This is a genomic window from Variovorax sp. P1_H12_2 (genome assembly GCF_056405335.1).
This window is the reverse complement of the sequence record NZ_JBFUCI010000036.1, coordinates 1-25,599: the sequence shown is the minus strand read 5'-3', so window position 1 is coordinate 25,599 and position 25,599 is coordinate 1. Positions and strand designations below refer to the sequence as shown.

Here is a 25,599-nt window from a genome sequence, read left to right as displayed (position 1 = left end):
GGCCATCACACCGAAGCCGCGGATGATGCGCCACGGAAAGCCGAACTCGGAGGCGATCGCACCGATGGCGCCGGTGGCGTTGATCGGCAGCGACTTGCCCGACACCCGTTCGGCTTCCGCCTGCACCGCCTGCATCAGCGCCACGTAGTGGCCCGACAGGCCGTTCTCGGCCGCGATCTGGAACAGGCGCGGCGTGCGCGGGTCGATCGGCTTGTGCAGCGGGTGGCCCAGGCCCGGCACGATCTCCTTGCGCTCGCGGAAGGCGGCGACGATCTCGCGCGCCATGTCCTCGAGCGGCCGGGTCGGCTGGGTGCCGGGCGGGATCGCCTCGTACAGCATGCGGGCCGCGCCCTCGGTGCTGCCCACGAACACCGTGCCGAGCCCGCAGAGCCCGGCCGCCACCGCGGCCTGCAGCGCTTCCGGTGCGCCGGCATAGGTCAGGCGGGCGACCAGCGCGCTCGGCGTGATGCCGTGCTCGACCAGCGTGACCACGATGGCGTTGAAGGTCACGGACTCCTGCGGCGTCGGGATGCGGCCGGTGAGCTCGAGGAAGGCCATGTCGCCGAGGTTCAGGTGGCCGAGGATCTCGGACGGCAGGTCGCGCCCGCGCACCGTGATGCGGTCGGGCGTGCTGTGGCCGAGTTCGGTGTGCAGGGATTTCTTGATCTTGGTCATGGGTGGGCAGGCATTCAGCAAAACGGCAATGCTGCGAATCTAGTCCTTGGCGGCCGCCCTGGGTCAGTCATTGCCGAACCCTGCCTTTGGCAAAGGCGAATGCCGCTCGCGGGGTGCTTCTGGCACGCTTGCCCTCGCCCTCCACTGCTCACCCAAGCCCCCATGGACTCCGATTCCCTGTCAGCGATCCGCGAAGCGGCGCTGGACTATTTCACCCGCAGCGACAGCATCCGCCGCTGCCGCGCGCTGACCGAACCGCAGCCTGCGGGCGACCGCGCACGCGCCGCGGCCGCCGGCTGGGCCGAACTGGCGGAACTGGGCTGGCCCGGCATGCTGGCGCCCGAATCGGCCGGCGGCATGGCCCTCGACCTGGCGGGCGCGGCAGAGATCCTGCACGCCGCCGGCGAGCACGTGGCCCCCGAGCCGCTGCTGGCCGTGGCCGGCCTTGGCGCCCTGCTGCTGGCCCGCCTCGACGGCGCGCCCGCCGCAGCGCTGCTGGCCGCACTGGTGGCGGGCCGCAGCCTGCCCGCGTTGGCCTGGCAGGAGAGCGCCGGCGACCTGAGCGACGTACCGCTCGACTGCGGCTGCGAAGCCGGTCCGCAAGGCGGCGTGCTGCTGCAGGGCGAGAAGCAGATGGTGCTGCCCGGCGCGGCCGCCAGCGGCTGGCTGGTGTCGGCCCGCGGCGACGACGACACCGTGCTGCTGTGGGTGCCACGCGGCACCACCGGCGTGACCGAGACCCTGGTGCCGCTGGTGGACGGCGGCGAGGCCGCCACGCTGCGCTTCGATCGCGTGGCGCTRCCCGCCGGCGCCGTGCTGGCGCAGGGTCCGTCGGCGCGGGATGCGCTGCGGCATGCGCTCGCCGCGGGCCAGATCCTGCAGGCCGCCGAGCTGCTCGGCACCGGCCGGGCGATGCTCGAGCAGACGYTGGCCTACCTGCGCACCCGGACGCAGTTCGGCAAGCCGATCGGCGCGTTCCAGGCGCTGCAGCACCGCGCGGTCGACATGTTCATCCACCTCGAGATCGCGCGCGCGACGCTCGACGAGGTGCTGGCGCTGGCCGGCGATCCGGCCGGCGTCGCCATCGAACGGCTCGAGGCCGAGGCCAGCCGTGTCAATGCGCGTTGCACGGCGGCCGCGCTGCAGGCCTCGCGCTCGGCGGTGCAGTTGCACGGCGCGATCGGCTACACGCAGGAGTGCGACCTCAGCCTCTTCTACAAGCGCACGCTGCGGCTCTCGGCCTGGCTCGGCAATGTCACGGCGCACCAGCGCCGCTATGCCGCGCTGGCCGACGCCGGATCGCGCACCGACGAGGCCGCGGCCTGGCACGGCGAGTTTCCGCAGAGCGCCGACTGGAGCGCGATGCCGGAGGCCGAGTTCCGCCGCATGGTGCGCGCCTTCCTGCAGCAGCGCTATCCGGCCGCGCTGCGCTACCTGTCGCACCGCGCGCGCTGGAGCGAGATGCGCGAGTGGTATCTCACGCTGTCGGCGCAGCGCTGGGTCGCGCCGGCCTGGCCGCAGGCGCACGGCGGCATGGGCCTCGCGGCCGACAAGATGATCGCCTGGATCGAGGAGCTCGAGCAGCATGGCGTGGCGCGCGCGCCGGACCAGGGCATCGTGATGATCGGCCCCCTGCTGATCCAGCACGGCACGCCCGAGCAGCAGCAGCGCTTCCTGCCGCGCATCCTGGCCGGCGATCACGTCTGGTGCCAGGGCTATTCCGAACCCAACGCCGGCTCCGACCTCGCGGGCCTGCGCACCGAGGCCTTGCAGGCGCGCGATGCCGAGGGCGATCACTTCATCGTCAACGGCCAGAAGATCTGGACCACGCTGGCGCAGGACGCCAGCCACATCTTCCTGCTGGTGCGCACCGACCGCGAGGCCAAGAAGCAGGAAGGCATCAGCTTCCTGCTGTGCGACCTGCGCACGCCGGGCATCACCATCCGGCCCATCGACACGCTGGCCGGCGAACCCGAGTTCTGCGAGGTGTTCTTCGACCAGGTGCGGGTGCCGGCCGAGAACCTGGTGGGCAAGCTGCACGGCGGCTGGACCATCGCCAAGGCGCTGCTGGGCTTCGAGCGCATCTTCCTGGGCAGCCCCAAGCAGGCGCAGTACGCGCTGGGCCAGCTGGCGCGCCTGGCGCAGTCGCGGCGGCTGTTCGCGGATGCGGTGTTCGCGCAGCGCTACACGGCGCTCAAGCTCGACGTTGCGGATCTTTCCGCCGCCTATACAGGGTTTGCCAACCTCGTGAAGGCCGGCAAGCCATTGCCCGCCTCGGTCTCGCTGCTCAAGATCTGGGCCAGCGAAACCTATCACCGCATCGGCGCGCTGCTGGTCGAGGCCAGCGAAGAGCAAGGCGCCATCGCGGGCGACCAGGACCTCGATGGCCAGCCTTTCAACGCGCTGTCGCCGTTGATCGGATCGACCTCCGCCATGATCTACGGCGGCACCAACGAGATCCAGCGCAACATCCTCGCGCGGCAGGTCCTGAACCTGCCGGGCTGAGTTCCGCAAGCAAGAGCACACACAGGGAGACCAGACCATGAGCCAGCCGAAGACCGCATCGAACATCGACCTCTCGACCCCTCCTCTGCCCCGGCGGCGCACCTTGGCGCTGCTGGCCGGCACGGCGCTGTGGCCGTTGCTGGCGCCCGCGCAGACCGCCGGCTCCGCGCCGCTGCCGACGCTGGTCAAGCTGGTGGTCGGCTACACGCCCGGCGGTCCGGTCGACGGCGCCGCGCGCCTGCTCGCGCCTGCGCTGGCGCAGGAGCTGGGCACGCAGGTGATCGTGGAGAACCGGCCCGGCGCGGGCGGCTCGATGGGCGGCGATGTGGTCGCCAAGGCGGCGCCCGACGGCGCCACCCTGTTCTTCGGCGCCAGCCCGACGATCACGATCAACCCGAACGTGCAGCGCAAGATGGCCTTCGACCCGATGAAGGACCTGACGCCGATCGCGCCGCTGGTGGCCTACACCAACGTGCTGGTGGTCAACAAGGACCTGCCGGTGCGCACCGTGGCCGAGTTGCTGGCCTACGCCAAGGCCAATCCGCAGAAGGTGTTCTACGGCTCGGCGGGCGTCGGCTCCTCGAACCACCTGAGCGGTGCGCTGCTCGAGAAGATGACCGGCGCGCCGATGGCGCACGTGGCCTACAAGGGCAGCGCGCCGGCGCTGTCCGACGTCATGGGCGGCACGCTGGCGATGATGTTCGACATCATCGCCACCTCGCGGCCCTTCATCGAATCGGGCAAGGTGCGCGCGCTGGCAGTCACCTCGCGCCAGCGCAACCGCATGCTGCCCGAGGTGCCGACCATGATCGAATCCGGCGTTGCCGACTTCGACGTCGGCGGCTGGTTCGGCCTCTATGGGCCGGCCCGCATGGACCCGGCGCTGGTGGCGCGCATCAACGCGGCGGCCGTGAAGGTGCTGGCGCGCGAGGCGGTGGCGGCGCGGCTGCTCGACCAGGGCTACGAGGTCTGGTCCGGGGCGCCCGCGGTGCTCGACCAGAAGGGGCAATCCGACCGCAAGCTGTGGGCCACGGTGTCCAAGGGCATCGAGGCGGAATAGCGTGGTGCCGTCTCGAATCCACGAGCTGCTGGCGCTGCGTGCGGCGCAGACGCCCGATGCGATCTTCCTGCACGAGCCCGCCGGCAACACCTCGTACGCCGCGCTGCAAGCCATGGTCGACGCCGCCGCCGAAGACCTGCGCGGCGCCGGCGTGCGGCCCACCGACCGCGTGCTGCTGGTGGCCGAGAACTGCGCCGCGCACATCGCGCTGATCATGGCCTGCAGCCGCGTGGGCGCCTGGTCCTGCGGCGTCAACGCGCGCATGTCGCCGGGCGAGGTCGCCGCCATCGTCGAGCGTGCCGACGCCCGGCTCTGCTACTTCACGAGCGAGGTGTCATCCGCGGCGCTGCAGCATGCGCAGCAAGCCCACGCGGTGCCGAGCGCCCTGCCCGGCGTGCTGCGTTCGCCGCTGCGCGCCGGCGCCACCCCGGAGCCCGACGCGGCGCTGGCCGATACCGCGGCCATCATCTTCACCTCGGGCACGTCGGGCACGCCCAAGGGCGTGATGGTGTCGCATCGCGGCCTGCTGCACTTCGGCCGCGTGTCGGCGGCCTCGCGGGCCCTCACGGCCGACGACCGCGCCTACGCCTTCCTGCCGATGACGCACATCTTCGGGCTCGGGACGGTGCTGATGGCCTCGCTGAGCGGCGCGGCGTCGCTGGTGCTGCGCAGCAGCTTCTCGCCCGCGGACATGCTGCAGGCGCTGGCGCATGAAGGGGTGTCGAACCTGCAAGGTCCGCCCACCATGTACGCGCGGCTTCTGGCGCACGTGGAAGAGACGCGCGCGAAGCCGGCCTTCCCGCAGCTGCGCTACCTCTACACCGGCTCGGCACCGCTCGACCTGGCGCTCAAGCAGCGCGTCGAGACGATGTTCGGGCAACCGCTGCACTACGGCTACGGCTTGTCGGAATACGCCGGCTCGGTGTTCCTGACCCGGCGCGGCGTGGCGCGCGACGACACCTCGGCGGGCTACCTCGTCGACGGTGGCGACGCCCGCATCGTCACCTCGGGCGGCAGCGACGCCGCGCCCGGCGAGGTCGGCGAGATCTGGCTGCGTGGCGCCGGCTTGATGCTGGGCTACTTCCGAGATCCAGCCGCCACCGCGCAGGTCATGCGCCCCGGCGGCTGGTACGCGTCGGGGGATCTCGGCCGGCTCGATGCGGACGGTGCGCTGTTCGTCGTCGGTCGACTGAAAGAGATGATCATCCGCTCGGGCTTCAACGTGTACCCGGCCGAGGTCGAGGGTGTGTTGAATCGCTTTCCGGGCGTGCACCTGAGTGCCGTGGTGGGTGTGCCGGAGGCCGATGGCAACGAGGCGATTGCAGCCTTCGTCGAACTCGAGCCCGGCGCCGCGCTCGACCAGGGCGCCCTGCAAGCGCATCTGCGGCAGCATCTGTCGCCGTACAAGCGGCCGTCGCGCATCACGGTACTGGATGCGCTGCCGACCACGTCGACTGGGAAGATCCTCAAGCGGGCGCTGGCGCCGCCCGCTTGACGGCCTCGATCTCGATCGGATGCGGCTCGAACAGGGGGCGGAGTTAGCAGCGGCCGCTTACCAGTTCCACAGCGTGCCGTCGTGCTGCAGCCGGTTGACCGGCAGATAGGCGCGCTGGTAGGGGTACTTGGCCGCCAGGTCTTCGTCGATCTCCACCCCGTGGCCGGCCACGTCGCCCGGATACAGCATGCCGTCCTGGAAGGTGTAGGCATGCGGGAACACCGCGTCGGTCTCCGGGGTGTGGCGCATGTACTCCTGGATGCCGAAGTTCGGCACCCACAGGTCGAAGTGCAACGCCGCGCCCATGCACACGGGCGACAGGTCGGTCGCACCGTGGCAGCCGGTGCGAACCTGGTAGAGCGACGCCAGGTCCGCGATCCGGCGAAGCTGGGTGATGCCACCCGCATGGACCACCGTCGCGCGGATGTAGTCGATCAGCTGATTCTCGATCAGGCCCTTGCAGTCCCAGATGCTGTTGAAGATCTCGCCCACCGCCAGCGGCGTGGTGGTGTGCTGGCGGATCAGGCGGAAGGCGTCCTGGTTTTCGGCCGGCGTCGCGTCCTCCATCCAGAACAGGCGGTAGGGCTCCAGGTCCTTGCCCAGGCGGCCCGCCTCGATGGGCGTGAGGCGGTGGTGCACGTCGTGCAGCAGGTGATGCTCGAAGCCCAGCTTCTCGCGGATGCGCTCGAACAGCTTGGGCGTGTGCCGCAGGTACTTCTCGGTGGACCAGTCGTGTTCCGAGGGCAGGTCGGCATCGGCCGGCTCGTAGAACAGCGTGCCCTTGCCGACGCCATAGACCTTGTCCAGGCCCGGCACGCCGCTTTGCGCGCGGATGGCCTTGTAGCCGGCATCGGCATAGCGCAGCACTTCGTCCACGGTGTGCTCGATGTCGCTGCCGTTGGCATGCCCGTAGACCATCACGCCGGTGCGGCTCTTGCCGCCCAGCAGCTGATAGAGCGGCAGGCCCGCGGCCTTGGCCTTGATGTCCCACAGCGCCGTGTCGACCGCGGCGATGGCGCTCATGGTGACCGGGCCGCGCCGCCAGTAGGCGCCCTTGTAGAGAAACTGCCAGATGTCCTCGATCTGGTGCGCATCGCGCCCGATCAGGCAGGGAATGACATGGTCGGTGAGATAGGACGCGACCGACAGCTCGCGTCCGTTGAGCGTGGCATCGCCGATGCCGGTGAGACCTTCGTCGGTCTCGATCTTGAGGGTCACGAAGTTGCGGCCGGGGCTGCAGACGATGACGCGGGCGTTGGTGATCTTCATGGGAGCTTGCGTGTGTGGGGGGTGGATGTGTTCAGCCGTGCCAGCCGAGGTGGCCCAGGAAGTCTCGGGTGCGCTCGACCGTGGGGTTGTCGAAGATCTGCGAGGGCGGTCCCTGCTCGATGATGGCGCCGGACTCGAACACCACCACCCAGTCCGCCACGCGGCGCGCGAAGCCCATCTCGTGCGTGACCACGATCATGGTCATGCCCTCCTGCGCGAGCTTCTGCATCACGCTGAGCACTTCGCCGACGGTCTCGGGGTCGAGCGCGGAGGTGGGCTCGTCGAACAGCATCACCTCGGGCTCCATGGCCAGCGCGCGGGCGATGGCGACGCGCTGCTGCTGCCCGCCCGAGAGATTGGCCGGGTAGCTGGCGGCCTTGCTTCCGAGGCCCACTTTCTCCAGCAGGGCCTGGGCGCGCCGGCGGGCCTCGTCCTCGCGCATGCCGAGCACGGTGATGGGGCCCATCGCCACGTTGTCGAGCGCCGACTTGTGCGGGAACAGTTCGAAGCTCTGGAACACCATGCCCATGCGGCGGCGCACCTGGCGCACCTCGGACTCGCGCTTGGGCAGCGGCACGCCGTCGACCAGGACCTGGCCGCCGTCGATCGTCTCCAGCGCGTTGGTGCAGCGCAGGAGCGTGGACTTGCCCGACCCCGAGGGACCGATGAGGCACATGACCTCGCCCTTGTGCACCTGCAGCGACACGCCTTGCAGGGCGACGAAGTCGCCGTAGAGCTTGCGCACCTGGTCGTACACCAGCACCGGCGGCTGGTCGGCATTCTTGCGGGCCGCGGCAGCGGCGGCGACGGCATCGGTTTGGTTCATTCCTTCACTCCATAACGGCGGTGGATCCAGTCCACCAGCTTGGCCTGCGGGTAACCCATGAGCCAGTAGAGGGCGGCCATGGCGGTGAGCATCTCCAGCACGCGGAACGTCTGCGCGCGCACCTGCATGGCGCTGTAGGCCAGCTCGCTGACAGCGATCACCGAGACCAGCGAGGTGTCCTTGAACAGCGAGATCCAGGTGCTGGCGAGCACCGGCAGGATGCGGCGCGCCGCCTGCGGGATCACCACCTTGAACATCGCCTGCCGGCGCGACATGCCGATGGCCAGGGCCGCTTCCATTTGGCCCTTGCGGATCGAGTTGATGCCGGCGCGGAAAGTCTCGGCGTTGTAGGCCGACACGTTGCACACCAGCGCCACCAGCGCCGTGGTGAGCGGCGAGAACTGCACGTCGGCCGCCATGGGCATCACGTAGAACACCCAGTAGATGACCAGGATCAGCGGCAGGTTGCGGAAGAACTCCACGAAGGCCAGCGACAGATTGCTCAGCAGCCGGTTGGACGACAGGCGCATCAGCGCCAGCACGATGCCGCCCGGCACGGCCAGCAGCATGGTGACGACAGTGAGGCCCACGGTCAGCGCGGCGCCGTGCAGCAGGGCCTCGCGGTGCGTCCAGATGACGGACCAGTCGAATTGCATGATGTCCCCTCCCGCTCAGGAGCGGCCCAGGTGGGCCACCCGTTGGTAGAGGCGGTCCACGCCCCGGGTCACCGGGAACAGGATGCAGAAGAAGGCGACCATGACCGCGGTGAACACCTCCACCGGGCGGTAGCTCTGGCCGGCCACGGTCTCGGCGCTGTGCATCAGCTCGGGCACGGCGATCACGGTGGCGATGGCGGTGTCCTTGATGGCCATGGTGAGAATGGAGCCGAAGGCCGGCAACATCCGGATGGTGGCCTGCGGCAGCACCACCTTGCGCAGCAGCTGGGCCCGCGACATGCCCAGGGCCAGTGCGGCGCGTGTCTGGCCCGGTCGCACCGACTCGATGCCCGCGCGCATCACCTCGGCCGAGTAGGCGGCGATGTGCAGCGTCAGCGCCACCAGTGCGGCCCAGAAAGGCGGCAGCGTGACGCCCACCAGGATGGGAAAGGCGAAGTACATCCACACCAGCACCACCAGCACCGGGATGGCACGCATGGTGTCGATGTAGAACACCAGCAGCGGTCGCAGCCAGGGCGGCCCGTACAGGCGAAGCAGCGCGATGAAGAGGCCGGCCAGGATGCTGGTGACCGCGCTGACGATGCTCAGCGCGATCGTCACGCCCAGCCCGCTGGCGAAGAAGCGCCAGTTGTCGGCAATCGGGGAAAAGTCGAATTCCATGTCGTCTGCTACCTCGTTCAGAAGGTGACCATGACTTTCATGGCCCGATGCCGATCGGCCGCGAGCTCGAAGGCCTCGTGCACCTGCGCCACGGGCACGGCGGCCGTGAGCAGGGGCGACACGTCGAGCACGCCGCGCGCGAGGTAGTCCACCGACCAGGCGTACTCGTCCACGAAGCGGAAGGTGCCCACGTACGACAGGCTCTTGACCATGATCTGGCTGAAGGGACATCCCTCGCTGCTGCCGCCCAGCGTGCCGATCTGCACCACCGTGCCGCGCGGGCGCGTCACGCGGATGCAGTTGCCCAGCGCGCTGTAGTGGCCGGCCGCCTCGAAGCTCACGTCGACCTGGCCCTTGCCAGCGGCGAGCGCATCCAGGCCTTGCGGGTCCTTGGCGATGTTGATGGTCTCGGTCGCGCCCACCTGCGCGCATGCGGCCAGCGTGTGGTCCACGATGTCCACCGCAATCAGGCGGCTGGCACCCGCCAGCCTGGCGGCCATGAGCGTGAGCGCGCCGATCGGCCCGGCGCCCACCACCATCACGGTCTTGCCCAGCAGCGAGCCCGCGGCATGCACCGCGTGCAGCGCCACCGCCAGCGGCTCGCCGAAGGCGGCGATCTCGAAAGGCAGGTCCGCCGGCACCGGCATGCATTGAAAACCCTCGACGACGACCTGCTCGCGCATCGCGCCCTGCATGTGCGGCCAGCGGCTCGCACTGCCGAAGAAGTGCACGTTCTCGCAGTGGTTGGATGCGCCCATCCGGCAGAAGCGGCAAGTGCCGCAGGTGCGCGCGGGATCCAGGGCGACACGGTCGCCCGGCTTGACGTGCGCCACCTGCGCGCCCACTTCCAGCACCTGGCCGGCCGCCTCGTGCCCCGGCGTGAGCGGCGCGCGGATCACGAAGTCGCCCACGCGTCCGTGCTGGAAGTAGTGCAGGTCGGAGCCGCAGATGCCGACGGCCTTGACCGCCACCCGGACCTGCGTGGGAGAGATCGCTTCGGGCGCGAGATCGGCCACGCGCAAATCGCGCGCGCCGTGGATGGCACAGTTCAACATGGCGTTTCCTCGGAGCGGCGCGCTCGGGCTTACTTGAGATTCCTGGTCGCTTCGCGCTCTTCCTGCGAGAGCGCGGGCTGCATGCGTTGCGCGACGGCGCGCAGCCAGTCCAGATAGACCTTCTGGTCCTTGGCCACTCCCATGCCGGTTTCGAGCTGGAAGATCTTGCTGTCCTGGCAATCGTTCTCGGAGGGGAACACCGCCAGGCCCTTGACCTTCTTGCTGATGTTGGGCCAGAGCATGCGGTTGAGCGGTGCCGCATCGGAGCGGCCGGCCATCACTTCCTCGATCGGCGCCACCGACCCGGAGTTGGTCACGCCGCGCAGCTTGGCGTTGGCAAAGGTCTGCTTCATCAGCGGTTCTTCACCTGCGCCCGAGAAGTAGGCGAGCGTCATGTCCGGCTTGTTGAAGTCCTCGAGCGACTTGGCGGCGGTGAACTTCGGATTGTTGGCGCGGCCGAACATGCACACGCCGGTGTTGGAGAAGGTGACGAAGTCGATGATCTTGGCGCGCTCGGGCGTTTCGTTCAGCGGGCCGATCATGATGTCCATCTGGTTGGCCACCAGCGACGGCACCTTGGTTTCATGGCTGACCATCACCGGCTCGATCTTCACACCCAGCAGCTTGGCGAACTCGTTGCCCAGCGTCCAGGAAGGGCCCGACCACGGCTCGCCGCTGCCAGTCGTGTTCTGCGAGAGCCAGGGCGGGTTGTTGACCACGCCCACGCGCAGCACGCCGGCCTTGCGAATGGCGTCGATGCGCGCACTGGCGCCGGGCGGGGGTGGCGTCTGTGCCAGGGCCGCCGTGGCGGCGAATGCAAGCGCGACCGAGACGATGCCGCGCAGGGCGGTGCTGCCGAGTGTCTTCATGTGTGTCTCCCGTTCTGGAAAAAAATGGGTGAGGTATTCCCCAACGCCGCCACGCGGCGTTGATTGGCTTGTCTTGCGAGGTAGGTTGGGGTGGGCCCGGGCCCGTCAGGGCTGCTGAGCCTGGATCACGCGCGCTTCGTCGGCATCGAGCTTCGGCTTCACGGTCTTTGCGACCTGGCGCAGCCAGTCGAGGTAAGGCGCCTGGTTCTTGTCGATGGCCAGACCGACCGGCGATGCCTTCTCGGTGCTGTGCTGGCAGTTGTCGGCACTCGGCAGGACCGCGAGCCCCTTCACCTTGCGCTGCAGGCCGACCCACGGCACGCGGTTGATCGGTGCTGCATCGGCGCGGCGGGCCATGACTTCCTCGACCGGCGCCGTGGCGCCCGAACTGGCCACCGCGCGCAGGCGGGCCTTGGGAAAGCGCTCCTTGACCCAGTTCTCCTCGGCGCCGCCGGTGAAGTAGGCGATGGTCACCTCGGGATTGTTCAGGTCGTCGACCGATGTCGCCTTGGAGAAGCGCGCGTTGTCCGCCCGCCCGAACATGCAGATGCTGGTGCTCGAGTAAAGAACGAAGTCCACCACCTTGAGCCGCTCCGGCGTTTCGCCCAGCGGACTGAGCGTCATGTCGACCTGGTTGGCCGCCAGTACCGGCACCTTGGTCTCGTGCGACACGGCCACCGTGCGCAGCTTCACGCCGAGCAGGCGTGCGTATTCGTTGGCCAGCAGCCAGGCCGGGCCGCTCCAGGGCTCACCGGTGCCGCTGGTGTTCTCCAGCAGCCAGGGTGCGTTCTGCAGCACGCCCACGCGCAGTTCGCCCGACTTGCGGATGGCGTCGATGCGCGGGCTGACGCCTTGGGCCGGTGGTGTCTGCGCCATGGCAAGGAGGGGCACGGAGCTTGCGATGGCGACGGCGGCGCAGGCAAGGACGCGGCGCAGATTCGCACCGAGGTCAGGCTGAGAAATGGAATGCACGGGCTTGTCTCCTGCTGTTGACGGATGGACCTGGTCTTAGCGCCAGGCTTGGGTGAATTCGGTGATCACGCGCTCGATGTGCGCGCGCATCGCAGCACGCGAAGCATCCGCGTCGCGCGCGAGCAGCGCGTTGAAGATGCGCTGGTGGTCCGCATGCGAGGCCAGGCGCAGTTCGGGCGTGTGAAAGTGGTGCTCGATCTTGGTCCAGATCGGTCCCCGGGCCTGTGCCCAGAGGGCGGTGACCATCTGCATGAGCACGCTGTTGCCGGTGGATTCGGCAATGCGCACATGGAACAGGCGGTCAGCTTCGGCATTGGCCTCCTTGTTGTCCATCTGCTCGTGCATTTCGGTCAGCGCCGAGAAGATGCGGTCGAGGTCCGAGTCCTTGCGCACCTGCGCTGCCTGGCCGGCGATCTCGGCCTCGATCAGGCAGCGCGCGCGCAGAAGCTCGAAGGGGCCGGGCTCGGACGCAGGCATGAAGGGGGAGACGACCACGTTCCTGATTGGCGTCGGCGTCTGCGTGACGTACACGCCCGAGCCGCCGCGCACTTCGACCACGCCCTGGATTTCCAGGGAGATCGTTGCCTCGCGCACGGCGGTGCGGCTCACGTCGAAACRCTCCGCCAGCACGCGCTCTGCGGGAAGGCGTTCGCCGGGTTTGATCTCGCCGTGCTGGATGAGCTCCATGATCTGCGCGGCCAGACGCATGTAGGAGCGCTCCGCGACCTTGGAAGAGCCTTCGACCTGGGCGTTACCGGAAATGAGCTTGAGGTTCATGGCTGAAAGTGGTTGGACCAATTATTAGATTGGTGAGCCGTATGGCCCATAGTGGTTTACCAGWATAGGGATTGGTCTATCCAGAGATCTAATTCCCGTTTTCCATTCTGCCGCCTGCTTCCGCCCATGTCCCTCCCCTCTCTTGGATCTCGTCTTCTCGGCTCACTGCCCGCGCGCGCGCTCGACACGGGGGCCCAGGTGGTCTTACCAGATGTCGGGCGCGACAGCGCCCAGCCGGGTGTGGTGCATCTGGGCCTGGGCGCCTTTCATCGGGCGCACCAGGCGCTGGTCTACGAACGCCTGATCGCGGGCGGCGATCCGCGCTGGGGGGTGGTCGGCGTGGCCATGCGAAGCACGCAGCCCGCGGATGCACTGGCGGCGCAGGACGGCCTCTACGCGGTGCAGATCGCGGACGCCGCTTCGGTGCGCTGGCAGATCCCCGGCGCTCTGCTGCGCACCTGCGTCGCCGCGCGCGAGCGGCAGCAGGTCGTCGACGCCATGGCGGCGCCGCAGACCCGCTGGATCACCTTGACCGTGACTGAAAAGGGCTACACGCCGGATCTGGCGGCGCTGATCGTGGACGGCCTGGCGCAGCGCTTGAAGTCGGGCCTGCCCGGCGTGACCGTGGCCTCGTGCGACAACCTCTCGGACAACGGCCGCAAGCTGCAGGCGCTGTGCCTGTCGGATGCCGCCGCGCGAGACCCCGCGCTGGCCGCCTGGATCGAGGCGCAATGCGCATTCCCGAACAGCATGGTCGACCGCATCGTCCCCGCCGCCACCGACGCGCAGCGCGACGCGGCCGCGGCCGCGCTGGGGGTGGAGGACCGCGGCGCTCTGAGCACCGAGGCCTTCTGGGAATGGGTGATCGAGCGGCGCATGGCCGACCCATCGGACGCTGAACTGCTGGCCGGGGCCGGCGTGAYGGTGGTGGAGGACGTCAAACCCTTCGAGGATGCCAAGCTGCGCATGCTCAACGGCAGCCACACGGCGCTGGCCATGATCGGAGCCGTGCAGGGTTGGGCCACCGTGGCCGACGGCATCGCGCAGCCCGGCGTGCGGCGCTTCGTGCACGCCTTCATGTCGCGCGTGGCCATGCCCAGCCTGAGCCGGCCCGGGCTGCCCGCCTACCGCGACGCGCTGATCGAGCGCTTTGCCAATCCGCACCTGCGTCACCGCGTGCACCAGATCGCGAGCGACAGTTCATTGAAGATCCCGCTGCGCTGGGGACCGCCGCTCGTCGATGCCCTGGCKGCGGGACGCGAGCTGGAGCCCCTGGCGCTGGCCTGCGCGGCCTGGATGCGCTACTTGCGCGGCGAAGACGAAGCCGGGCGTGCCTACGACATGTCGGACCCACAGGCGGCTGCCCTGCAGGCGATGGCCCGCCAGCATGCGGGTGATGCCGAAGGCACCGTGCGCGCGCTGCTGTCGGTCGCATCCATCTGGCCGTCCGGCTGTGCGGACGATGCGCGCTGGGCGCCGCGCGTGGTCCATTGGCTGCGTCGCATCGAGTCTGCCGGCCTGGCAGCGGCGCTCGACGACATCACGGCTTCACCTTGATCGTTTGCACCATGGCCTGTTCGGTGCGAAGCGTCGAGCTTGCCGTCTGGCTCCTCCGATCCTCGGTTTCGAGGCCTGGCAGCCGATCGTCGCACCCTGGCCAGAAGGAGGAGAGTCACACTGCGCCTTCTGCGCACTTCGTTGCCGTTTCGCTGGCGAACTGCTACAAGCGTTCCCTCCTCGTCGCGTCAAACGAAAGGGAACAGCATGATGTCCTGTATCAGGCGCCTCGGGCTGATGGTGGCCAGTCTCGCAGCGGCCCTGTCCCTCTTGCAGGCGTGCGCGCAGCCCATCGTTTCACAAACGCGGCCGTCCGGCGTTCAGCGCCTCTACATCCTGAACTGTGGCGAAGGCGTCGCGGGAGACATCTCGCGCTGGTCGCCGGGCGTCGATGTGGGCAAGTCGATGCCGTTCGCCGGCAGCTGCTACCTCATCAAGCACGCGCAGGGCTGGCTGCTGTGGGACACGGGCCTCGCCGACTCAGTCGCGGCCATGCCCGAGGGCTTGCGACCCTCGGATCCGCGCGCGATCACCTGGCACCTGCCGAAGAAGCTCGCGGCGCAGATTGACGAACTCGGGTTGTCGCCGTCGGACATCAAGTTCGTCGCGGTTTCTCATGGCCACCCCGATCACATCGGCAATGTCGACATGTTCCCGAACTCGATGCTGCTGGTGCAAAAAGCCGAATACGAGTCCCCGAACGGAAGCTCCCTTCGGGCCCGGCCCAGCACAACGGTGACCGCATTCGAAGGCGACCGCGACGTGTTCGGCGACGGCAGTGTCACCATCATCTCGACGCCCGGGCACACTGTGGGGCACCAATCGCTGGTCGTGAAGCTACCCCGAACCGGCGCAGTCCTGCTTTCCGGCGATGCCGTCCACTTCAAGGGCAACTGGGACCACAGACGCGTTCCCTCGATCAACTTCAACGCGGAGCAGACTGCCGCCTCGATGCAGCGGATCGCGAACATCATGGCCAGGGACAACGCCCAGCTCTGGATCAACCACGACAAGGCGCAGCGCGACGGACAGAAGCTGTCGCCCGCGTTCTACGAGTAGGGCGACATGGGCGCGTTCTCGTGCGCATGTTCCGGGCTCGACGTTCCCCGGGATCGCGAACGTCACCGCCGACTGCCCGGTCGCGAAGGACTGTGAATGGCCGTCACTTGCCCTTTGGCTTCATCGTGGTGACCTTGTGCACCGCACCATGCTTGTCGTAGGTCGTCCACGTTCCTACCTGAGCTCCAAGCTCGAAGTAGCCCGAGCGCATTCGAACGCCATCCTTGCGGAACCATTCCCAGTAGCCGCTCAACAAGCCGTCGACCATCTGGCCCCGCGCGCGGACCGTACCGTCCTTGAAGTACTCAACTCGTTCTTCCGGCACTGGCATCGGGCCTCCTAGGTCCGCTGATGGCCGTGCCTGACATGGGCAATGCGACGAGCAAGCAAGACTGCCGACGCGAGCATCAGCACAAGTCCGCTGATCGCTTCACACCAAATGGTGACATTCGTTGCGAACGTGTGCGCGGAGCAAAGGGCAAGGCTGTAGTGAGCGAGGCCATCAAGGCCCAATGCCCCGTACGCGCCGACAGCAAACACGCCCAACGCATGAAGACCGAGGCGAACGACGATGAGACCCGCAACACCCAGGCTGGTGACGGACAACCAAGCAAGGTATACGTACTCCCGGGTAAGCCAACTTGGCATGTTGGGATAGAAGGCGATGAACTCGGCGTTGTGGGCGAAGTGCGCCAGGCTTGCGACGAAATACACCGCGACCAGCACCCACATATGCGTGGGCAAAAGTGACCTCTTGTGCATGAAGTGCATGGTGTGCCAAGCGGAGAAGTTGAACGAAACCTGTGCCCCCGGGGGTCCGTTTGCGGGTGAACTGGGTGACCGTCTCGGAGGACCGCTCATGGGCCGAATTCTGAAGCAGATTCCCATGCGCTGCGCCTGTCCTTCGTCAGAGCATCTTTCGATAGACAATGAAACCCGATTTCTCGGCAACCTTGTCATAGAGCATCATCGCGGTGGCATTGGTCTCCTGGGTCTGCCAGTACACCCTCGGGGAACCGCCCGCCTTCGCCCGCCGATAGACTTCCTCGATGAGCGCGCGTGCGACGCCCCTCCCCCTGGCGGCTTTGACCGTATAAAGGTCCTGCAGGTAGCAGCTCGGCCCGAGCTGAGTCGTGCTTCGATGGAAAAGAAAGTGGGCCAGACCGAGAAGGCCCGATGAGCCTTCAGCCACCAGCGCATGCATGGGCTCGCCAACGTCGTGGAAGCGCGACCATGTCGTCCGTGTGATGTCGACCGGCAATGCCGTCGTTCCGCTTCGGCCGTAGAACGAGTTGTAGCCGTCCCAGAGGGGCAGCCAGGCATCGAAGTCGCTTTCAACGGCCGGGCGGATGCGGATTTGTTCGGGCATAGGAAGATGTGAACTTGGGTTTGGGGAGACCGCAAGGTTTACACGGCAGCCACCTCCACCATCCCCTCCTTCGCCGCCGCAGCAAAGCGCTCGTGGTCGGCCCGGGTCTGCACCGCATAGGCGGCCGCGAAGTTCACCAGCGCGTCGTCGAACACATCCGACTTGCCGAGGTAGCCGCTGATCATTGCCGCATCGCCCGACTTGGCGTGCGCCAGCGCCAGTGCCCAGCCGCAGAGCCGGCAGTATTCGACGAAGCCGCCCGGCGTGGTCCCGCCCGGCTCCAGGTCCATGCCGCCCTTCATGTCGCGCAGCTGCCGGATGTAGAAGTGCACGCCGTCGATCTCGCCCCAGCCCAGGAAGATGTCGGGCGAACCCTGGATCAGCCGCTGTCCCCGGACGACACGCTCGCCATGGTTGGCCGGGCCGTCGGCCGCGACAGGGCCGCCCGCGTAGCCCGCCAGCACCGAGGGCTGGGCCTCCTTGAGCTGCAGGAACAGCGGGTCGTCCTCGTCGCGCCCCTGCATCAGGACCATCCAGCAGCGGGTGCCGACGCTGCCCACGCCGACCACCTTCTGCGCGGCATCGACCACCCGGTAGCGCGACAGCAGAAGCCGGCGTTCGGGCGCCAGCGAATCGAGGTAGTGGGCCAGGCAATGGCCGATCGCCTCGCCCACCGGACGGCCCATCGAGGTCAGGGGCGAACGCACGATGAAGGGATGCTGCTCGACGATCCGGTGCTGGTCGTCCACCAGGTCGGTCATCTTGTCGAGCACCTGCATGTGGGTGCGCTTGCGCGCCTTGTCCAGCGCCGCTTCCGCACTCGGGCGCATGGCGGGCGGCAGCGAGTCGATCAGCCGCGCGCTGTGGATGGTGTCGTACCAGGTCTCCAGCTCGCCCATGCCCGCGTAGCGGCGCATGCGGCTGCGGTAGCTTTCCACCGCGGCGCGCGCCGCGGCCTCGCGCTCGGACCGGTCGCCGCCCAGATGGTGCGACGCCACGAAGGCGCTGGCCGCCAGCCGCTTGACGTCCCATTCCCAGGGCCCGGGCTGGGTCTCGTCGAAATCGTTGATGGCGAACACCAGTTGCCGCTCGGCGGACGCGAAGACGCCGAAGTTCGCCACATGCATGTCGCCGCAGGCCTGCACCTGGAGCCCGGTGGTCGGACTCGGGGCCAGATCGGCCGCCATCACCGCCGCCGAGCCGCGCAGGAAGGCAAACGGCGACTGCAGCATGCGTGCGTGCCGCACCGGCACCAGCTCCTGCAGCCGGGTGGCCGCCTGCGCTTTCAGGATGGCCACGGGGTCGACCTCCGGCTGGCGCTCGAAGGCGCCGTGGCTGGCCCGGGGCACGCGCTCGCGCAAGGCCTTGCCGGCGGCCATGCGCTCCTCGACGGTCGGCCTCACGGCGGTGAACGCGCTCGCCAGCGCCTGCGCTCGCGTCGTGTCTTCGCTCTCGTTCGCGTTCTCGGGTTCGGCTCTGTCGGCACGTGCCATGCTTCTCTCCGGTGGGGCTGCGCCGCACATCATGCCGGAACCCGCGCCGTGGCGGCAGCCGCGGAAGATCAATGCGCGACGCGCTGGCGCCAGTCCCGCGGCGAGCAGCCGAAGCGGTCGCGGAACGCCCGGCTGAAGTGCGCGGCATCGCTGAAGCCGCGGCCATAGGCGATCTCGCCGACCGTGCGGCCGGCCGCGCGCGGGTCCAGCAGGTCGCGGCTGCAGGCCTCGAGCCGGCGCTCCCAGATGTACTGCGCCGGCGTCACCGGCTCGCTCTTGAACACCCGGTGGATCTGGCTCACCGAGAGGCCGAGACCGGCCGCCAGCGTGCCGACCGACAGCGCCGGATCGTCCAGCCGCTCGTCGATGCGCCGCTTGATGCGCGCGAGGTGGAAGGCCGTCAGGTTGCTCAGGCCCGGCGAGCGCGCGGCCGGCAGCGTCTGCAGGCCGGCCACCAGGATGTTGAGCACGCCGTTGGCGACCGCCAGCGCCGAGGCCGGCTGCAGCGCGTCGATGTCCTCGTGCAGCGTGCGGATCATGCCCAGCAGCAGGTGGCCAGCACCCTCGCGGCCCGACACCGTGGTGGCGGTCAGGGTCTGGGTCTCGCGCAGCTCGCTGCGCAGGCGCTCGCCTGGGAGCTTGAGCACGATCTGCTCGAAGGCATCGTCGAACAGCAGCTGGTAGGGCCGTGTGCTGTCGTAGAGCGCGAAGTCGCCCACCGACAGCACGGCGTCGCGCCCGTCCTGCCGCACCACGCCCTGACCGCGGGCCTGGATACTGACCAGGAAATAGTCGTCCGACGAGCGCGCGATATGGCCGGCGGTGCGCATCACCTTCTGCGGCCCCGAGCTGACGACCGAGACATCGAGGCTGGGCAGCGTGTGCTGGCGGATGCTGCCCTCGAAATCACCCTTGGAGCGATCCCCTGCGACCGGATCGCAGCCGAGCTGGACATAGACGTTGCAGATCATGTCGGTCCAGTAGGCGAGCCGCTGCTCGCGCGGGACGACGGCAGTGGTGAGCAGTTGTGTCATGGGGGTCCTTCCGGGGACATGCGGCTTGCGACGCTGGATCAAGAACGCCGCGAAGCCCGGACAAGCTGATTCCAGGCGGCGAACTTACGCTTCAAGCAACCCGTGTGCCACCGCGCTAACCCGGAGGCCGCGGGTTCCTTTCCACCCCTTTGGAGAAACACCATGTCCAGCACCACCCATCCCCGCCTGCGCGTCGCCGCGGTGCAGGCCGCGCCCGTCTTCCTCGACCTCGACGGCACCATCGACAAGACCATCGAACTCATGGCACAGGCGGCCGGCCAGGGCGTGCAGTTGATCGCCTTCCCCGAAACCTGGGTGCCCGGCTATCCGTGGTGGATCTGGCTCGATTCGCCGGCCTGGGGCATGCAGTTCGTGCAGCGCTACCACGACAACGCGCTGGTGGTCGGTTCGGCCGAATTCGACCGCATCCGAGAGGCCGCGCGCAAGCACCGCATCTGGGTCTCGCTCGGCTACAGCGAGAAGGCCGCGGGCAGCCTCTACATCGCCCAGGCGCTGATCGACGACCAGGGCCACACGCTGCAGACGCGCCGCAAGCTCAAGCCGACGCATGTCGAGCGCACCGTGTTCGGCGAGGGCGACGGCTCGGATCTGAGCGTGGTCGAGACGCCGATCGGCAACATCGGCTCGCTGTCGTGCTGGGAGCACCTGCAGCCGCTCAGCAAGTACGCGATGTACGCGCAGAACGAGCAGATCCACTGCGGCGCCTGGCCCAGCTTCTCGCTTTACCGCGGCGCCGCCTACGCGCTCGGTGCCGAAGTCAACAACGCGGCCAGCCAGGTGTATGCGGCCGAGGGCCAGTGCTTCGTGGTCGCGCCCTGCGCCACGGTCTCGAAGTCGATGCACGAGATGCTGTGCACCGACGCCGGCAAGCAGCAGATGCTGCTGGTGGGCGGCGGCTTCGCGCGCATCTACGGGCCCGACGGATCGCCGCTGGGCAAGAACCTGGCCGAGGACGAGGAAGGCCTGGTGGTGGCCGACATCGACCTCGGCATGATCTCGCTGGCCAAGGCTGCGGGCGACCCGGCCGGCCACTATTCGCGGCCCGACGTGACGCAGCTTCTGTTCAACAGGAAGCGGCGCGAGCCTGTGGTTCTGCAGGGGCCGGCCGAACCCGAGAAGACTGTCGCCGAGCCGGTGTCCACGCCGGTCGAACCGGCTGCGGCTGCCGCCCGCCAGCCGGTCGTGGCCTGAGCCGCCACGTCACGGGGGAAGCGCCATGGAATCCGCCATTGCCGAGCATCTGAAATGTCCGCGCACCCGGCACCGCCGGGTGGAGGACGACTACACGCCGCCCTACCCCGTCTGGTCGGCCCGCGCAGCCGCCGATGTGGGCCAAGTGGTGATGGGCTACTTCGGCGTGCAGTCGCGCGGGCCCGGATTGCAGGGCCGCGCCTGCGCCGCCCTGATGAAGATCGCGCGCAGCTTCGGCCTCGCCGACGGGCCGGGCCACCATGACCTGGCGCACTTCGTCGACGCCGAGGGCTTCGACAACATGATCGCGATCGCGTACTGGAGCGACCCGGCGGCCTTCGCGCGCTGGTGCGCCACGCCCGAGATCGACGACTGGTGGCGCTCGCCCGCGCGGCTCGACGACGGGCTGGGCTACTTCCGCGAGATCGCCTCGCCGCGGGCCGAGCACTACGAGACCATGTTCAGCACGCCCGACCGCTTCGAAGGCGTGGGCGTCGTGTTGGGCGGCGGGGTCAGCGGCGAGATCCAGGAGCACGGCTACTGGGGTTCGATGCGCGACCGGATCCCGTTGTCGCAGACCGACGCGATGGCGCCCTCGGGAGCCCGCAGCGCGATCTCGGGCGCGCCGGCGCCGGGGCGGCGCGTGCGCATCGCCGGCCACGAGAACGTGGCGATGATCCGCTCGGGCCAGGAATGGACGGACACCAGCGGCCGCGAGCGCACGCTCTACCTCGAGGACATGGAACCGACCTTGCGCGAGGGCATGGATTTCCTGCGCGACCAGGGCCTCGCGATCGGCTGCTACAGCAACCGCTACATGCACCACATCGACGGCAGCGGCGCGCCGCTTCAGAAGTCCTTCGGCCTGAGCTTCTGGCGCTCGCTGGCGGACATGGAGCGCTGGGCCGAGTCGCACCCCACGCACGTGGCGATCTTCGGCAGTTTCATGCGCTATGTGCAGGAGCTCAACTTCGAGCTGCAGCTGCGCGTGTACCACGAGGTGTCGGTACTGAAGGCGGACGCGCAGAGCTACGAGTACATCAACTGCCACCCGCGCACCGGGCTCATGAACGGCCTGGCGGCCTGAGCGGAGGCTCAGCCCTCGGAGGGCACGCCGCGCACGATCGCATCGCGCAGCGCCGCGGGAATCTCGAGCGCGCGATGGCTCTCGAGCGAGGTCGTCACCAGCACCTGGCGCATCTGCATGCGAAGCTCGTCTTCGGCGTCGACGCACTGCAGTGCCAGGGTCAGCGAGCGCGTGCCCAGGCGCTCGACTGCGAGCGCCAGCGTCACGCGGTCGCCGAAGCGGCTCACGGCGCGGAAGTCGGCCTCCAGACGCACCGTCGGCAGGCCGATGCGCTGCTGCACGATCAACCGCTGATAGCCGATGCCCAGCGCGTCGACCCAGTCCTCGACCAGGCCGTTGAACATGACGAAATACTGCGGGTAGAAGACGATGCCCGCCGGATCGCAGTCGGAGAAGCGGATCAGCCGCTCGCGGCGGAACGCGCCGGCCAACGACTCGCTCACGGCGACTCCTCGCCTGCCGCCTCGTTGCGCATCACATGCACCCGCAACAGACCCAGCTGGCTGTGCAGCTGCTTCACGGTCTTCATGTCCAGCCCCGAGAACATCTCGAGGATCCATTGCTCGTGCTCGCTGGCCATGGCCTCGAAGCTGCGGCGGCCCTTGGGCGTGAGGCTCACGATCCAGGCCCGGCGGTCGTCCGGGCTGGCGGTGCGCGAGACCACGCCTTCTCGCTCCAGCTCGTCGGTGAGGCCGGTCACGTTGCCGCCGGTGACCATCAGGTAGCGCGACAGCACGCGCATCTTGAGGCCGTCCTTGTAGCGGTAGAGCTGCGCCATGTAGTCGAAGCGCGCCAGCGTGATGTCGAAGCGCTCGCGCAGCCGCTTGCGGATCTCGGCCTCGATCTGCGTGGTGCTGGCCAGCATGCGCAGCCAGAGCTTGAGCACGGCGTGGTCGTCGTTGCCCGCGCGGGCCTCGTGGCCCAGTTCCTCGGCGTCGCTGAGCGCCGCGTGCGAGGGGTCGTTGGTGCTGTCGATCATGTCACTTCTCCTCCCGACACCGAGATCGACTGGCCGGTGACCGAAGCCGCCCCCTCGCCGCACAGCCAGCGCACCGCGTCCGCCACCTCGGCCGGCTGCACGATGCGGCGCTGCGGATTGACGCCCGCGAATTCCGCCAGCGCATCGGCCTCGCTGCGGCCGGTCTTGCCGACCACGTTGGCGACGCTGGCGCGCAGGATGTCGGTGTCGGTGTAGCCCGGGCAGACCGCATTCACGGTGATGCCCTTGCGCGCCACTTCGAGCGCCAGCGATCGCGTGAGGCCGATCACGCCGTGCTTGGCCGCCGTGTAGGCCGAAACATAGGCGTAGCCCTTCTGGCCCGCGGTGCTCGCGATGTTGACGATGCGGCCCCAGCCGAGCTCGAGCATGTCGGGCAGCGCGGCCTGGGCGCACAGGAAGCTGCCCGTGAGGTTGACCCCCAGCATGCGCTGCCAGAGCTCGACCGAGGTCTTGAGGAAGGGCGCGCTCTCGGCCTGGCCCGCGTTGTTGACCAGGATGGCGACCGGGCCCGACGCGGCGCGCAGGGCCTCGAAGGCGGCGCGCACCGAGTCGGCGTCGCCGACATCGGCCACCGCCACGGCGTGTCCCGTGCCCGGCAGTTCGCTCTGTACACGCTCCAGCGCGGCGCGATCGCGGCCGATCAGGCCGAGGCGTGCGCCCTCGGCCGCCAGGGTGCGCGCGATCTCGGCGCCGATTCCGCGTGCGGCGCCGGTCACGACCGCGTGGCGCCCATTCAGTGCATTCTTCATGGCTGGATAAATCGTTGACAACTAAACATTTTAACCACCGGTGCTTTTTCAGCGCATCGAGCGGCCGCCGTTGAGGTCGAGCGTCGTGCCGGTCGCAAAGGCCCCCGCCGCCGAAGCGAGGTACACCACGGCCGCCGCCACTTCCTGCGCCTCGCCGAAACGGCCGAGCGGAATGCCGCTCAGCAGCGCCTGCCGGTGCGGGGCGTCCATGGCGTCGAGCAGCGGGCTGCGGATCGCCGCCGGGGCGATCGCGTTGACCGTCACGCCATCGGCCGCCAGGGCCTGCGCGAACGAACGCGTCAGCGCGATCAGGCCCGCCTTGGAGGCCGCGTAGTGAACACCGGTCGCGGCGCTGGGCTGCTGGCCCGCGATCGAGCTCAGGTTGATGATGCGTCCCGAGCCTCGCGCGCGCATGTGGCGCCCGGCGATGCGACAGCCGAAGAAGCTGCCGCGCAGGTTCACCGCCATGACTTCGTCCCACTCGCCGGCCGTGATGTCCCAGAGCGAGGTGGCGGGTGTCGAGGCGGCGTTGTTGACCATCACGTCGACCGCGCCGAAGCGCTGCACCGCCGCTTCGAAGCAGCGGACGAAGGCGGCCTCGTCGCGCACGTCGAGCACCATCGATAAGCCCGCGTGGCCGGCGTCCCGCAGGCTCGCCGCGACGGCATCGGCGCCCGGGCCGTCGATATCGGCGAGCACCACGCTGGCGCCGGCCTCGGCCAGCCCGCGCGCGATCGCGGCCCCGAGGCCCTGCCCTGCGCCGGTGACGAAAGCCGTACGACCGTCGAGGGAGAACATCGCTCAGCCCCTGGCCCGCGCGGCCGGCCCCCGGTCCCAGGTCGCGGCCGACACGCCGCGCTCGCGCAGCTTGTACTTCTGCACCTTGCCGTTCTCGGTGCGCGGCAGGTCGTCCAGCAGGTCGACATAGCGGGGCACGGCGAAGTAAGGCAGTCGCCCCTCGCAGAAGCGCATGAGTTCGTCGGGATCGACGCGGCTGCCGGGCCGGGCCACCAGCGCCGTCATCACCTCGTCCTCCGCCAGTTCGGAATGCACCGGGTAGACGGCGCAGGCGGCCACGCACGGATGGCTCAGCAGCACCTGCTCGACCTCGAAGGAGGAGATGTTCTCGCCCCGGCGCCGGATCGCGTCCTTGATGCGGTCGACGAAGCGGAAGGCGCCGTCGGCGTCGCGCAGCACGCGGTCGCCGGTATGGCACCACAGGTTGCGCCAGGCCTCGACGGTCTTCTGCGGCATGTTGAAGTAGCCGCTCGCGAAGGCGTAGGGCTCGTCGGCGCGCAGCAGCAGTTCGCCGGCCTCGCCCGGCGGCAGCTCGGCGTCGTCCTCGTCGGCGACCCGCGCCTGGARGCCCGTCCGCAGCCAGCCCATCACGCCGCCGCGCGGCGAATCGGGGGCGGTGGCGATCGCGAAGTTGGTCTCGGTCGAGCCGTAGCCTTCGAGCAGCCGCACGCCGGTGCGCGCCAGGAAGGCCTGGGCCGCCGCCGCCGGCACGCCCGGGCCGAGCCCGGTGCGAACCCGGTGCTCCCGCTCGCCGGGCCCTTCGGGCTGGGCCAGAAGGATCGGCACCATCGCGCCGAGCAGGTAGACCACGGTGGCGCCGCTGGCGCGCATCGAGGGCCAGAAGCCCGAGGCCGAAAAGCGCGATTCGAACACCACCTCGGCGCCCGTGAGCGCGGCCTGAGCGAAGGTGTTGAGCGCATTGATGTGGAACAGCGGCAGCGTGGTGCACAGCACGTCGTCGGCGCCGACACCGAGCACCTCGGCGCTGTTCACGCCCCACCAGAAATACTGGGCATGCGGGCAGATCACGCCCTTGGCCGGGCCGGTGGTGCCGGAGGTGTAGAGGATCGCGAGCGGGTCGCCGGGCTGGACCGCCGCCGGCGCGATCGGCTCGCCGCCGAGCGGGTACGGCACCAGCCGGATGCCCGCGGGCGGCTGCCAGGCGGCCTGCGCGTCACCGATGACCCAGATCTCGCGCAGCGCGGTTCGGGCCAGGTCCGCGGTCTGCAGACGCTCCAGCCAATCCGCCTCGATCACGAGCAGCTTCGCCTCGCTGTTGGCGAGGAAGTACTCGATCTGCGGACCCATCGACGCCGTGTTGACCGGCACCGCGACGGCGCCGAGCCAGCCGGCGCCGAGAAAGGCCTCGAGGAACTCGATGCGGTTGCCGCACATCAGGGC

Annotated in this window: 26 protein-coding genes; 7 read left to right on the top strand and 19 right to left on the bottom strand. The window is 68.9% G+C overall.

Annotation, left to right across the window (positions count from 1 at the left end; all coding sequences use genetic code 11):
• The coding region (locus tag AC1D2K_RS06375; RefSeq protein WP_478087215.1) for a citryl-CoA lyase at window positions 1–675 on the bottom strand (675 nt) is incomplete at its 3' end.
• A gap of 162 nt (window positions 676–837) precedes the next feature.
• Here AC1D2K_RS06375 and AC1D2K_RS06370 point away from each other — a divergent pair.
• Genes AC1D2K_RS06370 through AC1D2K_RS06360 form a run of 3 tightly spaced genes read left to right on the top strand, consistent with a single transcriptional unit; the run spans window position 838 to window position 5,735 of the window.
• A complete protein-coding gene (locus AC1D2K_RS06370) occupies window positions 838–3,180 on the top strand; it encodes an acyl-CoA dehydrogenase (protein WP_478087213.1) in 2,343 nt (780 codons plus the stop codon).
• Window positions 3,181–3,217: 37 nt separating this feature from the next.
• The gene (locus AC1D2K_RS06365; RefSeq protein WP_478087211.1) at window positions 3,218–4,240 is read left to right on the top strand and encodes a Bug family tripartite tricarboxylate transporter substrate binding protein; all 1,023 of its coding nucleotides are present in this window, start codon (window positions 3,218–3,220) and stop codon (window positions 4,238–4,240) included.
• Between the two features lie 4 nt (window positions 4,241–4,244).
• Window positions 4,245–5,735, top strand: a complete 1,491-nt coding sequence (locus AC1D2K_RS06360) for a class I adenylate-forming enzyme family protein (RefSeq protein WP_478087210.1) — start codon at window positions 4,245–4,247, stop codon at window positions 5,733–5,735.
• A 57-nt stretch (window positions 5,736–5,792) separates the two neighbouring features.
• On the opposite strand, the gene manD is transcribed toward AC1D2K_RS06360, so the two are convergent.
• The 8 genes from manD to AC1D2K_RS06320 all read right to left on the bottom strand — a co-directional run bounded on the left by manD (window position 5,793) and on the right by AC1D2K_RS06320 (window position 12,840).
• On the bottom strand, window positions 5,793–7,004 hold the full coding sequence (gene manD / locus AC1D2K_RS06355) for a D-mannonate dehydratase ManD (RefSeq protein WP_478087209.1): 1,212 nt from the start codon (window positions 7,002–7,004) through the stop codon (window positions 5,793–5,795).
• A gap of 31 nt (window positions 7,005–7,035) precedes the next feature.
• Complete coding sequence (locus AC1D2K_RS06350; RefSeq protein ID WP_478087207.1) at window positions 7,036–7,830, bottom strand: amino acid ABC transporter ATP-binding protein; 795 nt, start codon at window positions 7,828–7,830, stop codon at window positions 7,036–7,038.
• On the bottom strand, window positions 7,827–8,486 hold the full coding sequence (locus tag AC1D2K_RS06345) for an amino acid ABC transporter permease (protein ID WP_478087205.1): 660 nt from the start codon (window positions 8,484–8,486) through the stop codon (window positions 7,827–7,829). The genes AC1D2K_RS06350 and AC1D2K_RS06345 overlap by 4 nt, the downstream gene beginning before the upstream one ends.
• 15 nt (window positions 8,487–8,501) lie before the next feature.
• Window positions 8,502–9,167 carry an amino acid ABC transporter permease gene (locus AC1D2K_RS06340; RefSeq protein ID WP_478087203.1) on the bottom strand — a complete coding sequence of 222 codons (666 nt, stop codon included), beginning with the start codon at window positions 9,165–9,167 and terminating at the stop codon, window positions 8,502–8,504.
• A 17-nt stretch (window positions 9,168–9,184) separates the two neighbouring features.
• The gene (locus AC1D2K_RS06335) at window positions 9,185–10,222 is read right to left on the bottom strand and encodes an L-idonate 5-dehydrogenase (protein WP_478087201.1); all 1,038 of its coding nucleotides are present in this window, start codon (window positions 10,220–10,222) and stop codon (window positions 9,185–9,187) included.
• Between the two features lie 29 nt (window positions 10,223–10,251).
• Window positions 10,252–11,091: a transporter substrate-binding domain-containing protein gene (locus AC1D2K_RS06330; protein WP_478087199.1), complete on the bottom strand. Its 840-nt coding sequence runs from the start codon at window positions 11,089–11,091 to the stop codon at window positions 10,252–10,254.
• A gap of 105 nt (window positions 11,092–11,196) precedes the next feature.
• Entirely contained in the window at window positions 11,197–11,967 is a 771-nt protein-coding gene (locus AC1D2K_RS06325; RefSeq protein WP_478087217.1) for a substrate-binding periplasmic protein, read from the bottom strand.
• Window positions 11,968–12,099: 132 nt separating this feature from the next.
• Window positions 12,100–12,840, bottom strand: coding sequence for a FadR/GntR family transcriptional regulator (locus tag AC1D2K_RS06320; protein ID WP_478087197.1), 741 nt, complete (start codon window positions 12,838–12,840; stop codon window positions 12,100–12,102).
• Window positions 12,841–12,966: 126 nt separating this feature from the next.
• On the opposite strand from AC1D2K_RS06320, the gene AC1D2K_RS06315 reads away from it, so the two are divergent.
• Both AC1D2K_RS06315 and AC1D2K_RS06310 read left to right on the top strand, forming a co-directional pair.
• Window positions 12,967–14,397 (top strand): mannitol dehydrogenase family protein, encoded by a 1,431-nt coding sequence (locus tag AC1D2K_RS06315; RefSeq protein WP_478087195.1) that lies wholly within the window; start codon window positions 12,967–12,969, stop codon window positions 14,395–14,397.
• A gap of 237 nt (window positions 14,398–14,634) precedes the next feature.
• A complete protein-coding gene (locus tag AC1D2K_RS06310) occupies window positions 14,635–15,456 on the top strand; it encodes an N-acyl homoserine lactonase family protein (RefSeq protein WP_478087193.1) in 822 nt (273 codons plus the stop codon).
• Between the two features lie 103 nt (window positions 15,457–15,559).
• On the opposite strand, the gene AC1D2K_RS06305 is transcribed toward AC1D2K_RS06310, so the two are convergent.
• The 5 genes from AC1D2K_RS06305 to AC1D2K_RS06285 all read right to left on the bottom strand — a co-directional run bounded on the left by AC1D2K_RS06305 (window position 15,560) and on the right by AC1D2K_RS06285 (window position 19,352).
• Window positions 15,560–15,787, bottom strand: coding sequence for a toxin-antitoxin system YwqK family antitoxin (locus tag AC1D2K_RS06305; RefSeq protein WP_478087191.1), 228 nt, complete (start codon window positions 15,785–15,787; stop codon window positions 15,560–15,562).
• A gap of 8 nt (window positions 15,788–15,795) precedes the next feature.
• Window positions 15,796–16,227, bottom strand: a complete 432-nt coding sequence (locus tag AC1D2K_RS06300; RefSeq protein ID WP_478087189.1) for a hypothetical protein — start codon at window positions 16,225–16,227, stop codon at window positions 15,796–15,798.
• 136 nt (window positions 16,228–16,363) lie between these two features.
• On the bottom strand, window positions 16,364–16,825 hold the full coding sequence (locus tag AC1D2K_RS06295) for an N-acetyltransferase family protein (protein ID WP_478087187.1): 462 nt from the start codon (window positions 16,823–16,825) through the stop codon (window positions 16,364–16,366).
• A gap of 38 nt (window positions 16,826–16,863) precedes the next feature.
• Window positions 16,864–18,318, bottom strand: a complete 1,455-nt coding sequence (locus tag AC1D2K_RS06290) for a DUF2252 domain-containing protein (protein WP_478087186.1) — start codon at window positions 18,316–18,318, stop codon at window positions 16,864–16,866.
• A gap of 68 nt (window positions 18,319–18,386) precedes the next feature.
• The gene (locus AC1D2K_RS06285; protein ID WP_478087184.1) at window positions 18,387–19,352 is read right to left on the bottom strand and encodes an AraC-like ligand-binding domain-containing protein; all 966 of its coding nucleotides are present in this window, start codon (window positions 19,350–19,352) and stop codon (window positions 18,387–18,389) included.
• A gap of 162 nt (window positions 19,353–19,514) precedes the next feature.
• On the opposite strand from AC1D2K_RS06285, the gene AC1D2K_RS06280 reads away from it, so the two are divergent.
• Together AC1D2K_RS06280 and AC1D2K_RS06275 are read left to right on the top strand one after the other, a co-directional pair.
• Window positions 19,515–20,564 carry a carbon-nitrogen hydrolase family protein gene (locus AC1D2K_RS06280; RefSeq protein WP_478087183.1) on the top strand — a complete coding sequence of 350 codons (1,050 nt, stop codon included), beginning with the start codon at window positions 19,515–19,517 and terminating at the stop codon, window positions 20,562–20,564.
• Between the two features lie 25 nt (window positions 20,565–20,589).
• Window positions 20,590–21,651 carry a phenylacetaldoxime dehydratase family protein gene (locus AC1D2K_RS06275; RefSeq protein ID WP_478087182.1) on the top strand — a complete coding sequence of 354 codons (1,062 nt, stop codon included), beginning with the start codon at window positions 20,590–20,592 and terminating at the stop codon, window positions 21,649–21,651.
• Window positions 21,652–21,659: 8 nt separating this feature from the next.
• Here AC1D2K_RS06275 and AC1D2K_RS06270 read toward each other — a convergent pair whose 3' ends face one another.
• The 5 genes from AC1D2K_RS06270 to AC1D2K_RS06250 form a co-directional block, all read right to left on the bottom strand.
• Window positions 21,660–22,094 (bottom strand): acyl-CoA thioesterase, encoded by a 435-nt coding sequence (locus AC1D2K_RS06270; protein WP_478087180.1) that lies wholly within the window; start codon window positions 22,092–22,094, stop codon window positions 21,660–21,662.
• Window positions 22,091–22,630 carry a MarR family winged helix-turn-helix transcriptional regulator gene (locus AC1D2K_RS06265; RefSeq protein ID WP_478087178.1) on the bottom strand — a complete coding sequence of 180 codons (540 nt, stop codon included), beginning with the start codon at window positions 22,628–22,630 and terminating at the stop codon, window positions 22,091–22,093. The genes AC1D2K_RS06270 and AC1D2K_RS06265 overlap by 4 nt, the downstream gene beginning before the upstream one ends.
• A complete protein-coding gene (locus AC1D2K_RS06260; protein WP_478087176.1) occupies window positions 22,627–23,400 on the bottom strand; it encodes an SDR family NAD(P)-dependent oxidoreductase in 774 nt (257 codons plus the stop codon). The genes AC1D2K_RS06265 and AC1D2K_RS06260 overlap by 4 nt, the downstream gene beginning before the upstream one ends.
• A gap of 48 nt (window positions 23,401–23,448) precedes the next feature.
• Window positions 23,449–24,198 carry an SDR family NAD(P)-dependent oxidoreductase gene (locus AC1D2K_RS06255; RefSeq protein ID WP_478087174.1) on the bottom strand — a complete coding sequence of 250 codons (750 nt, stop codon included), beginning with the start codon at window positions 24,196–24,198 and terminating at the stop codon, window positions 23,449–23,451.
• Window positions 24,199–24,201: 3 nt separating this feature from the next.
• A partial coding sequence (locus AC1D2K_RS06250; protein ID WP_478087172.1) for an ATP-dependent acyl-CoA ligase occupies window positions 24,202–25,599 on the bottom strand: 1,398 nt, incomplete at its 5' end.

What these genes read in the sequence shown, in the direction of transcription:
- AC1D2K_RS06365 (WP_478087211.1), top strand. Translation starts at nt 3,218, where the DNA reads ATGAGCCAGCCGAAGACCGCATCGAACATCGACCTCTCGACCCCTCCT.
- manD (WP_478087209.1), bottom strand. Translation starts at nt 7,004, where the DNA reads ATGAAGATCACCAACGCCCGCGTCATCGTCTGCAGCCCCGGCCGCAAC.
- AC1D2K_RS06350 (WP_478087207.1), bottom strand. Translation starts at nt 7,830, where the DNA reads ATGAACCAAACCGATGCCGTCGCCGCCGCTGCCGCGGCCCGCAAGAAT.
- AC1D2K_RS06345 (WP_478087205.1), bottom strand. Translation starts at nt 8,486, where the DNA reads ATGCAATTCGACTGGTCCGTCATCTGGACGCACCGCGAGGCCCTGCTG.
- AC1D2K_RS06340 (WP_478087203.1), bottom strand. Translation starts at nt 9,167, where the DNA reads ATGGAATTCGACTTTTCCCCGATTGCCGACAACTGGCGCTTCTTCGCC.
- AC1D2K_RS06335 (WP_478087201.1), bottom strand. Translation starts at nt 10,222, where the DNA reads ATGTTGAACTGTGCCATCCACGGCGCGCGCGATTTGCGCGTGGCCGAT.
- AC1D2K_RS06330 (WP_478087199.1), bottom strand. Translation starts at nt 11,091, where the DNA reads ATGAAGACACTCGGCAGCACCGCCCTGCGCGGCATCGTCTCGGTCGCG.
- AC1D2K_RS06325 (WP_478087217.1), bottom strand. Translation starts at nt 11,967, where the DNA reads ATGGCGCAGACACCACCGGCCCAAGGCGTCAGCCCGCGCATCGACGCC.
- AC1D2K_RS06310 (WP_478087193.1), top strand. Translation starts at nt 14,635, where the DNA reads ATGGTGGCCAGTCTCGCAGCGGCCCTGTCCCTCTTGCAGGCGTGCGCG.
- AC1D2K_RS06305 (WP_478087191.1), bottom strand. Translation starts at nt 15,787, where the DNA reads ATGCCAGTGCCGGAAGAACGAGTTGAGTACTTCAAGGACGGTACGGTC.
- AC1D2K_RS06300 (WP_478087189.1), bottom strand. Translation starts at nt 16,227, where the DNA reads ATGCACTTCATGCACAAGAGGTCACTTTTGCCCACGCATATGTGGGTG.
- AC1D2K_RS06295 (WP_478087187.1), bottom strand. Translation starts at nt 16,825, where the DNA reads ATGCCCGAACAAATCCGCATCCGCCCGGCCGTTGAAAGCGACTTCGAT.
- AC1D2K_RS06290 (WP_478087186.1), bottom strand. Translation starts at nt 18,318, where the DNA reads ATGGCACGTGCCGACAGAGCCGAACCCGAGAACGCGAACGAGAGCGAA.
- AC1D2K_RS06285 (WP_478087184.1), bottom strand. Translation starts at nt 19,352, where the DNA reads ATGACACAACTGCTCACCACTGCCGTCGTCCCGCGCGAGCAGCGGCTC.
- AC1D2K_RS06280 (WP_478087183.1), top strand. Translation starts at nt 19,515, where the DNA reads ATGTCCAGCACCACCCATCCCCGCCTGCGCGTCGCCGCGGTGCAGGCC.
- AC1D2K_RS06275 (WP_478087182.1), top strand. Translation starts at nt 20,590, where the DNA reads ATGGAATCCGCCATTGCCGAGCATCTGAAATGTCCGCGCACCCGGCAC.
- AC1D2K_RS06265 (WP_478087178.1), bottom strand. Translation starts at nt 22,630, where the DNA reads ATGATCGACAGCACCAACGACCCCTCGCACGCGGCGCTCAGCGACGCC.
- AC1D2K_RS06260 (WP_478087176.1), bottom strand. Translation starts at nt 23,400, where the DNA reads ATGAAGAATGCACTGAATGGGCGCCACGCGGTCGTGACCGGCGCCGCA.
- AC1D2K_RS06255 (WP_478087174.1), bottom strand. Translation starts at nt 24,198, where the DNA reads ATGTTCTCCCTCGACGGTCGTACGGCTTTCGTCACCGGCGCAGGGCAG.